Source organism: Alteromonas sp. ALT199, assembly GCF_018619335.1.
In the GTDB taxonomy this organism is placed as follows: domain Bacteria; phylum Pseudomonadota; class Gammaproteobacteria; order Enterobacterales; family Alteromonadaceae; genus Alteromonas.
This window is the reverse complement of the sequence record NZ_JAHHDX010000108.1, coordinates 1-8735: the sequence shown is the minus strand read 5'-3', so window position 1 is coordinate 8735 and position 8735 is coordinate 1. Positions and strand designations below refer to the sequence as shown.

At 43.1% G+C, this 8735-nt stretch carries 7 protein-coding genes; all 7 read right to left on the bottom strand.

All coding sequences use genetic code 11. The features are described from left to right. Positions 1 to 170: 170 nt before the first annotated feature. On the bottom strand, positions 171 to 695 hold the full coding sequence (locus KL866_RS11975; RefSeq protein ID WP_214995209.1) for a gamma carbonic anhydrase family protein: 525 nt from the start codon (positions 693 to 695) through the stop codon (positions 171 to 173). Between the two features lie 12 nt (positions 696 to 707). Continuing rightward, entirely contained in the window at positions 708 to 1568 is an 861-nt protein-coding gene (gene tesB / locus KL866_RS11970; protein WP_025255284.1) for an acyl-CoA thioesterase II, read from the bottom strand. Further along, a complete protein-coding gene (locus KL866_RS11965; protein ID WP_214995208.1) occupies positions 1561 to 3438 on the bottom strand; it encodes a protein kinase domain-containing protein in 1878 nt (625 codons plus the stop codon). Before KL866_RS11965 ends, tesB begins: the two co-directional genes overlap by 8 nt. A gap of 85 nt (positions 3439 to 3523) precedes the next feature. Next, positions 3524 to 4429 carry a 23S rRNA (adenine(2030)-N(6))-methyltransferase RlmJ gene (locus tag KL866_RS11960; protein ID WP_214995206.1) on the bottom strand — a complete coding sequence of 302 codons (906 nt, stop codon included), beginning with the start codon at positions 4427 to 4429 and terminating at the stop codon, positions 3524 to 3526. Positions 4430 to 4573: 144 nt separating this feature from the next. Further along, positions 4574 to 6295 (bottom strand): dihydrolipoyllysine-residue acetyltransferase, encoded by a 1722-nt coding sequence (locus KL866_RS11955; protein WP_025255281.1) that lies wholly within the window; start codon positions 6293 to 6295, stop codon positions 4574 to 4576. A 16-nt stretch (positions 6296 to 6311) separates the two neighbouring features. Next, on the bottom strand, positions 6312 to 7289 hold the full coding sequence (locus KL866_RS11950; RefSeq protein ID WP_025255280.1) for an alpha-ketoacid dehydrogenase subunit beta: 978 nt from the start codon (positions 7287 to 7289) through the stop codon (positions 6312 to 6314). Beyond that, positions 7289 to 8476, bottom strand: a complete 1188-nt coding sequence (locus KL866_RS11945; RefSeq protein ID WP_025255279.1) for a thiamine pyrophosphate-dependent dehydrogenase E1 component subunit alpha — start codon at positions 8474 to 8476, stop codon at positions 7289 to 7291. The genes KL866_RS11950 and KL866_RS11945 overlap by 1 nt, the downstream gene beginning before the upstream one ends. Positions 8477 to 8735: the final 259 nt, after the last annotated feature.

Genomic DNA, 8735 nt, shown 5'->3' with positions numbered 1-8735 from the left:
ATAATCAAATGTATTCTATAATCATTGTTCGTTTAAAAGAATTTATTTAAACTCTCCCTGTAAAAGTTAGCGCACGGCTCAGTAATGAGCCATTCCCCTAGGCCCGGAACTATTGTTCTGGGCATTTTTTATGGGGGAAGAAAAGCTCAGAAACTGACTAACTTCTGATGTTACTTATCAATTTTATGCAGTGACGTTTCGTACGTGTTTGCGTTATTTACGTAGTGCTCTGCAGACGCTTTCAGTTTTGATTCAACACTCTCATCAAATGTTCTTATAACTTTGCCTGGCGCACCCACGACTAAGCTATAGTCGGGAACTTCCATATTCTCCGTAATCAATGCGTTAGCACCAATAATGCAAAACTTACCAATTTTTGCACCGTTTAGCACAACGGCGTTAATGCCTATTAAGGAATAATCACCAATTTCACAACCGTGAAGCATGACCTTATGTCCCACAGTTACGCCGTTACCTAGCACCAAAGGAATACCCGCATCGGTGTGTAATACACTGCCATCTTGGATGTTAGTATTTTCACCTATTGTTATTCTATCCATGTCTCCACGTATTACCGCGTTGAACCACACACTTGAACCCGCTTTGAGTTCGGTATTGCCAATGACATGGGCACCAGGAGCAATAAAAGCACTGTTGTGAACCACAGGTGATGTCGAGCCTAATTTGTAGCGCATGTTGCTGTCTCCCTATTCTTCTACTTTTCTCATCAAGCCTTCTTGCATGGTAGATGCGATAAGTTCACCACTTTGATTAAATATTTGTCCGCGAACTAAACCTCTTGAACCACCACTGAAAGGGCTTTCCATTGCATATAGCATCCACTCATTCATGTTAATTGGACGATGGAACCACATCGCATGGTCAATCGTTGCGATACGAAGGGACTTATCGGTTACAGCGACGCCATGTGGTTGTAATGATGTGCTTAAAAAATGGTAGTCTGACGCGTAAGCAAGCGAAGCTTGATGCACAGATTGTTGGGCATTCATTGTATCTCTTGCTTTAAGCCAAATGTAACGCGTAGGTTCACGCTTAGCAGAATGATATGAATTGGCAGCACCTACAGTGCGAATGTCTACAGGCTTATGATAACTCAACGCTTCTTGCATAGGGCGAGCAATTTTATTGAAGTTAGCTTCATAGAATTCAATGTCAGACTGCACATCTTGTGGAGCAGGCACGTCTGGCATAGTTGGGTTTTGATGCTCCATTCCATCTTGAGGAACCTGAAAAGAAGCTGTCATGTAGAAAATATTTCTACCATCCTGGATAGCTTTAACGCGACGCGCAGAGAAACTTCTTCCATCACGTACTACCTCTACATCGTAAACCACAGGTTTTTTGGCATCACCTGGTAATAAGAAGTATGTGTGAAACGAGTGTGCCACTCTGTCTTGTGCCACAGTCTCGTATGCCGCTGCCAATGCTTGACCCAGTACTTGTCCGCCAAATAAAGCTCGAAAGCCTAAATCCCAGCTTTGACCTCGATAGATGCCAGCTTCTACTGTCTCGAGTTCAAAAAGTGATGATAGTTTAATTTCAGACATTTTGTGTTTTCTCTTCAATAACTGCTTTCGGGTTTCGCGGGTAGTACTTCTCAGGCAATTTTGCTTTATGCTCAAAAAAGCGCGTATCTTTATAGGGTAACTTCATAAACCCTGAAATGCCTAGCCCTTTTATTTTTGGAATTTGCTGTACTAACAGCGCTAATAGCGCCTTAAAGCGTTCTTCTTGGCTGTGATCAAGCAAGGTATAATAGTTATGTATTTTCAGGTGCTTAGGCAGTGCTTCAAATATAATACAGCCAGTATGATGGATTGAGTTTAGCTGAACAATAGTTTCAATGATATCTTGAGGCAGTTTCAATAATTCGTCGGGATCATCACCGTCTTCAAAGTACGAATGGGTTCTACTTTCATCTTTATGCGCAGAAACCCGCGATAATTCGTAGGGAATTAGTAACCCGTCGGCTGGCATAAAGTCTTCTTCTTCGCTATTGCGTTCAATATGTAGGGTGTTTTTTGCGTTAAACATACAGCATTTGAAAACAGCTGGCTTATGTATAGCTCTAGCCAGATTAATGACATTATTCACTGACAAATCGAAAGCGGTTTTTAGCGTTTCATCATACAAATTTAAGCTTGAATCGACATATATACCCTCTGGCTCCCAACGCACCGCCATACCGCCTACTACTGGGTACCGCCCTAGTCTGCTAATAGCCGATACAAAAGCTTTTTCGGTATCTCCCATACCCTGGAGATAATTTTTGTAGTAGCGGTCAAATTGCGCATCGTCTATATAGCGCAATTCTTCTACTTCTTTTTCATCTAAAGAATCAGATAACCGAGCCTGTTGGCGCAGATAAGATTTTCGTGAACTATAAACAACCGTTTCTATATCAGCATTGAGAGTATGGGTTAACCAGGTTGGAATTAACGGTATGTATTGCGCAGGTTTGTCTTTTGTGAAAACCGTATTTTTCAAAACATGAAGATGATTAAATAAGTAATCTCCTCCCTGTCTTCGTTTAACTGGGTCTTCACTGAGCATGTATTCTAAAATATTGGCGAGCATTTTAGGGAGCCCAAGGGATTGTGGCGTAATAACTTTACTGCCGTAGCGACAAGATTGCCCAGATGCCAAAGCATACAGAGTACTAGCCAATCCTTGCTCGTCAAAGCGAGGGCTTGAGAGCGCGCCATTTAACTGTTCTTCACCGATAAAGTAAACATCACCAAGCCGAGCGTTAGTTTGATGAAGTTCACCCGACATCAAGTCCATCACGTTGTTACCCACGTACTGCCCATTAATGTCAGTTTGTGCGAAAACTGAAGATCCCCAATCTATTAGGCCCACAGATTCATTAGCGGCATCCCAAACCAGATTAGAAGGCTTTATATCACCGTGAACAATGGGCTTAATCTCGCCATTCTCACTATACTGACGAAAACTTGATAGAAGCTCGCCCATTTGAACTGCAATTTTGACGATAATACGGGGAGGTAGTGGCCCCGTTTTCAAGCTGACTTTTTCTAAGTCCTCGCCAGGTGCGCGCCCCATAACCAGAATAGATTGTTTACGTATTTGTTGATATTCAATAAATCGTGGCACAAACTCGTGATTAACGTGAGAAAGCATGAATGCTTCCTCTTCTAATCTATCTTGAACGTGCTGCGGCAACGTTATGCGCGAGAACTTAAATACGCGGGATTCACCGCTTGGCGCGTTTCCTGCGAATGCAAAACCAAAGGCCCCTTTGCCTAAAAGTTTGATGCCGCTATATCCCACCCCTTCTAACTGGGAGATACACAGGTTTACCCAATTTTTTAGTTTTTTTGCATCCGCATGGGATAGCAAATATATCGACTGTTCGTCAGGAATATAAAAGTGCTTTAAACCTTTAAGTTGAGACATTCGTTTTCTTCACAGTTGTAAAGTAATTTTAGTTTTACTGAACCGGTGGTAAGGCGATGAGCACCATTTAGCTGTCGCCCTATAATCAGCTATCTTCATTCACCCAAGTCACATGCGCTTTTGCTTGAAAACCTGTTTCGTCTTTGCCCAGCATATCAACAACGTTGCTTAAAGCTTCGTCTAAATTTGTATCTAGCTGCCAAGGGGGATTCAGCACAAACACACCAGAACCATACATACCTGCATCTGGGGTATTTTCGGCAACGCATATTTCTGCTTTAAAGCAGGCTTTGCCAAGCGCAGCAAGTTTATTGCACATTACCTCACTTGCACCGCTTTTAGCGCCAGCTCTTTCAGATAGTAGTGGATACCACACCACAATTTGCGCCTGCTGCCAGCGTTTTAATACCTGCTCAACCCCGTTAACAAGATCGCTATACTCATTCGTCCGTTCATAAGGAGGGTCGATTAAAATAGCGCCGCGATTTGGCTTTGGCGGCGTAAGTGCACGAAGACCTTCGTATCCATCTCGCTTGTGTACGTGGCTATTACCAGCATGTAATCGCGAGACATTTTTCTCTAATTTCTGAAATTCTCCCGGATGAAGTTCCATCAAATGTAGATTATCGCTGTCACGTTTAGCTGTAGCACTTATTGCAGGCGAGCCTGGATATTGCTGTTGCGCTAAGAATGGTTCACATAACGATAGATAGTCAGTGAGTAAAGCTGGCAAGTCTTGTCTTTGACCTTGCTTTTGTTGATTTCTAGCACCATCGCCTTTTACAAATAGGCGAGAAATTCCCGTTTCATATTCTTTGTTTTTTGACGACATGTCGTCATTTAAATCATAGGTACCTGCACCGGCGTGCGTGTCAAAAAGTGTGAACGGTTTATCTTTCTTTTTTAATGCATTGATGACGCCAATCCAACAAAGATGTTTGATCACATCAGCGTGGTTGCCTGCATGAAAGGCGTGTTGATAACTAAGCACAAAACCTCAGTAAAATTTCTGTCCATATATCCTCATATAATACCGCCATCGTGCTTTGAGGTATACTAAACAAAAACGGGCCAATACTTTGATATTGGCCCGTTTAGAATATTGCTAGTGCAAATCAAGCTACTTTAAATGATATCACTTAAGATGCATCAACATTTTTTCTGGCTGAGTTAGGTAGCTCATCCATAAATTATTGAATCGCACCATTGTCGCACCATCAATAATGCGGTGATCGCCAGACCAGTTAACCGCCATGATATTTTGCGCGCTTACATTTCCTTGTTCATCGAAACGCGGAAGTTTTTGTGTTTTACCTAGCGCGACAATAGCCGCTTCCGGCTTGTTAATAACAGGCGTAGCAGTGATACCGCCTATTGCACCGATATTAGAGATACTAATCGTACCGCCTTTGAGGTGCTCGTTAGCCACGCGCCCGGCTCTGGCTTGTTCGATTATATCTTGCATTTGAATCGCAATATCTAGCAGCGAAAGATCTTGAACACGCTTAATGTTCGGTACAAGTAAACCAATTTTAGAGTCGACTGCAAAACCAATGTTATGGTCTGCGAAGTAACTTATCTCGGTGGCATCATCGTTAAGTTGGCTGTTAATAACAGGGAACTCGTTGAGTGCTAACGACATAGCCTTAACGAAAAATGGCATGAAACTTAGCTTCACGTTTTTTTCTTCAAACTCAGGCTTAAGCAGTTTGCGTAGCGACATCAGGTTGTCCATCACCAACTCGTCACTTACTGTAAAGTGAGGAATAGTATAAACCGACGCCGACATTTGCTTGGCCATGGCCGCCTGAATACCGCGCACTTTTTCTGTTTTAACGCTTCCTTTTATCACTGAATTCGCGTTATTCGAATCACTTTTTTCTGCGTTAGGTAAGCTTGACGCAGAGGTCTGCGTATCGTGAGTCGACGTACCAACATTTGATTGTTGTAGATTGAATACATCAGACTTAAGGATACGACCCTTTTTACCAGAACCTTTTACCGAAGAAAGGTCAATATTCTTCTCTCTTGCAACGCGTCTTACCGCAGGGCTTGCCAACACCTTTCCTTCAATAGCGATAGGCGGCTCGAATTCGCCGTCACTGAACTTCGACGGTAGCACTTGTGCTGATTGTTGGCTTGAACCATTTGTCTGTGGCTTGACTGAGCTCTGAGAAGCGACGTTTGAAGAACAGGTGTTTGCCGATAGGGTTCCCTCGCCTAAATCGTCTGATGTGCCACTCATTGCCCTGGCTTCGCCAACGACCTCTAGTGCGAACAATGCGCTATGAACTTTCGCTATATCGCCCTGAGCGTAATAAAGGCGATGCACTAAGCCGGCGTTTTTAGCAGGAATTTCTACTACTGCCTTATCGGTCATCACTTCTACAACGGCTTGATCTTCTTCTATTTCATCGCCTTCAGTTACATTCCATTTTACAATTTCACATTCGACAATACCTTCACCAATATCTGGCAAGATAAAGTCTTCAACGTATTTGTCATTTGAAGTACCTAAATCAGAAGACGCCTTTTCATTAGTTGGCGCTGGCTCTGACGTACTGCCTGTTAACTCAGTTTGAGCATCTTCTGCTTTTGTGTCTAAACTGGCATCAGCGTCATCTGGCGTCATTGAAAATAACGGCGCATGTACCTTAGCGATATCACCTACTGCATAATGCAGTTTATTAACCACACCCGCATGCATAGCAGGAATTTGCACAGTTGCTTTATCAGTCATTACTTCAGCTACGGGCTGATCTTCTTCAATGTGTTCGCCTTCAGAAACTAGCCATTCAAGAAGCTCACATTCAACAATACCTTCACCAATGTCCGGTAAGATAAATTCAATTGTCATTTCATCGTCTCCCGGTTTAGTAGTGAAGCGTACGTTTAATGGCTTCGTACGTCTTGGTTTCATCTGGCATGTATTCTTTTTCATGTGCCAATGGATACGGCGTATCTAGACCACACACTCTGGCAATAGGTGCTTCTAGGTATAAGAAACAACGCTCTTGAATACTTGCTGCAATTTCACTTGCGAAGCCCCCCGTTAGCGGTGCTTCGTGATTTATTAACAAGCGGCCTGTTTTCATAACAGACTGCATCACTGTTTCAACATCCCATGGGAGTATGCTGCGCAAATCAATGATTTCACACGACACGCCGTCTTCAAGGGCCATTTCTGCAGCTTTTTGCAGGATCTCTATCTGCGCACCCCAGCCAAGAAGCGTAATATCACTACCTTCTTGCACAATATCCGCTTTACCTAACGGCAACTCGTAATCTTCTTCAGGTACTTCTGACACAGAGGCACGGTAAAGTCGCTTAGGCTCCATAAACAGCACGGGGTTTTTATCGCGAATTGACGCAAGAAGTAAACCTTTCGCTTGATAAGGGTCACGTGGAATAACAATCTTCAGGCCAGGGCAATGAGCAAAAAATGCCTCTGGCGATTGACTGTGATAATGGCCGCCGGCAATACCGCCGCCATAGGGTGTACGAATAGTTAATGTACCTACATCAAACTGTCCGCCCGAACGATAGCGCCATTTCGCAGTCTCATTTACAATTTGATCGAAGGCAGGAAAGATGTAGTCACCGAACTGAATTTCTGCGACAGGTACAGAGCCTTGCGAGGCCAAACCATTGGCAAAGCCAATAATACCTTGCTCAGTAAGCGGCGTATTAAAGCAGCGGGCTTTGCCAAATTTTTCTTGAAGATGACTCGTAGCACGGAATACGCCACCAAAATGACCTACATCCTCACCAAAGACCATTATCTTCTCGTCTTCGGTCATGGCTGTGATGAGTGCATTGTTGATTGCTTGTAGTAAATTCATCTTAGCCATTATTTAACTCTCCCTGCAGTTTTAGGGTACATCTTCGGGTATTTCTTGATGTGGGCTTTTAGTTCGTTAAGCTGTTCTTTTAAGTGCCATGGAGCTGTGTCGTACACATCTTCTACAATATCTTCAATAGCGCATACGTCTGTTTTCTCGCAACTCTTCATAGCTGCTAATACGTCTTGTCTTGCTTTATCAACACGCTTTTGGTTTTCAGTTGCATCAAACCACCCTTTGCCTTCCAGCCATTTTTCCATTCGGGCGATAGGGTCTTTTGCACGCCATTTGTCTTCTTCTTCACGCGAGCGATAGCCTGTTGGATCATCTGATGTGGAGTGCGCCGCTAAGCGATATGTCATGGCTTCAATAAGTACAGGGCACTTTTCTTCGATGGCGATTCGACGGGCTTCCTTTGTAGCAGCATAAATCGCTAACACATCGTTACCGTCAACGCGGATTGTTTTAATTCCGTAACCTAAACCCCGAGAAGCAATACCGTCACCTGCGAATTGTTCTTCAGCTGGCGTTGAGATGGCATAGCCATTATTACGACAAAAGAAGATAACTGGGCAATGTAGTACAGCTGCCATATTTAAACCGGCGTGGAAATCCCCTTCTGACGCAGCGCCTTCACCGAAATAACAAATGGTTACGACATCTTTACCCGACATTTTTTGTCCATAAGCATAACCAGAAGCCTGAGGGATTTGTGTGCCTAGTGGAGAAGAAATTGTCATGAAGTTAAGAGGCTTGTCACCGTAATGTATAGGCATTTGGCGACCCTTGTTTGGGTCATCTTTGTTGCTAAACATTTGGTTCATAAATTGTTCTGTCGTGTATCCACGATATGCTAGGGCGCCTTGTTCACGGTACTGAGACATGATCATGTCGTCATTTGTCAACGCCGCTGCGCTTGCTACTGACGCAGCTTCCTCACCTGTACTAGCAAGATAGAAGCTAATTCGTCCCTGACGCTGTGCACCTACCATACGTTCGTCCAACACGCGTATATAGTGCATAGTGTTAAAAATTCTTAATGCTTCTTCTTTATTAAGGTCAGGCTCTGAAGCTTTTTCGATTAGCTGTCCTTCTGCTGAAAGAATTTGAAGCATAGGGATATCTACAACCCCTTTTGTGATGATTTCGACCTTATTTGTTGTTTTTACTTCGGCCAAATGATTTCTGTCTTTCACGTTTGTTCCCCTTAGATATGAGGGTTAATAGCGACTTTTAGCGTTTGCAATATGCTAGAGGAGGAAATGCAGGAGCGTCTTACTTATTCAAAGGTGATTTTTCAGATGGATGAAATAGCCATACTCAATTAGTTTAAATAAAAAGGATATCTGTCCTAATTAAGTGAAGAACATGTAAATATTATGAAAACGCCGTAGGATGTGCCTGATAAAGGAATGGATAAATAAGCGTAAACGTAAAAATTGTTTCCGCTTATTT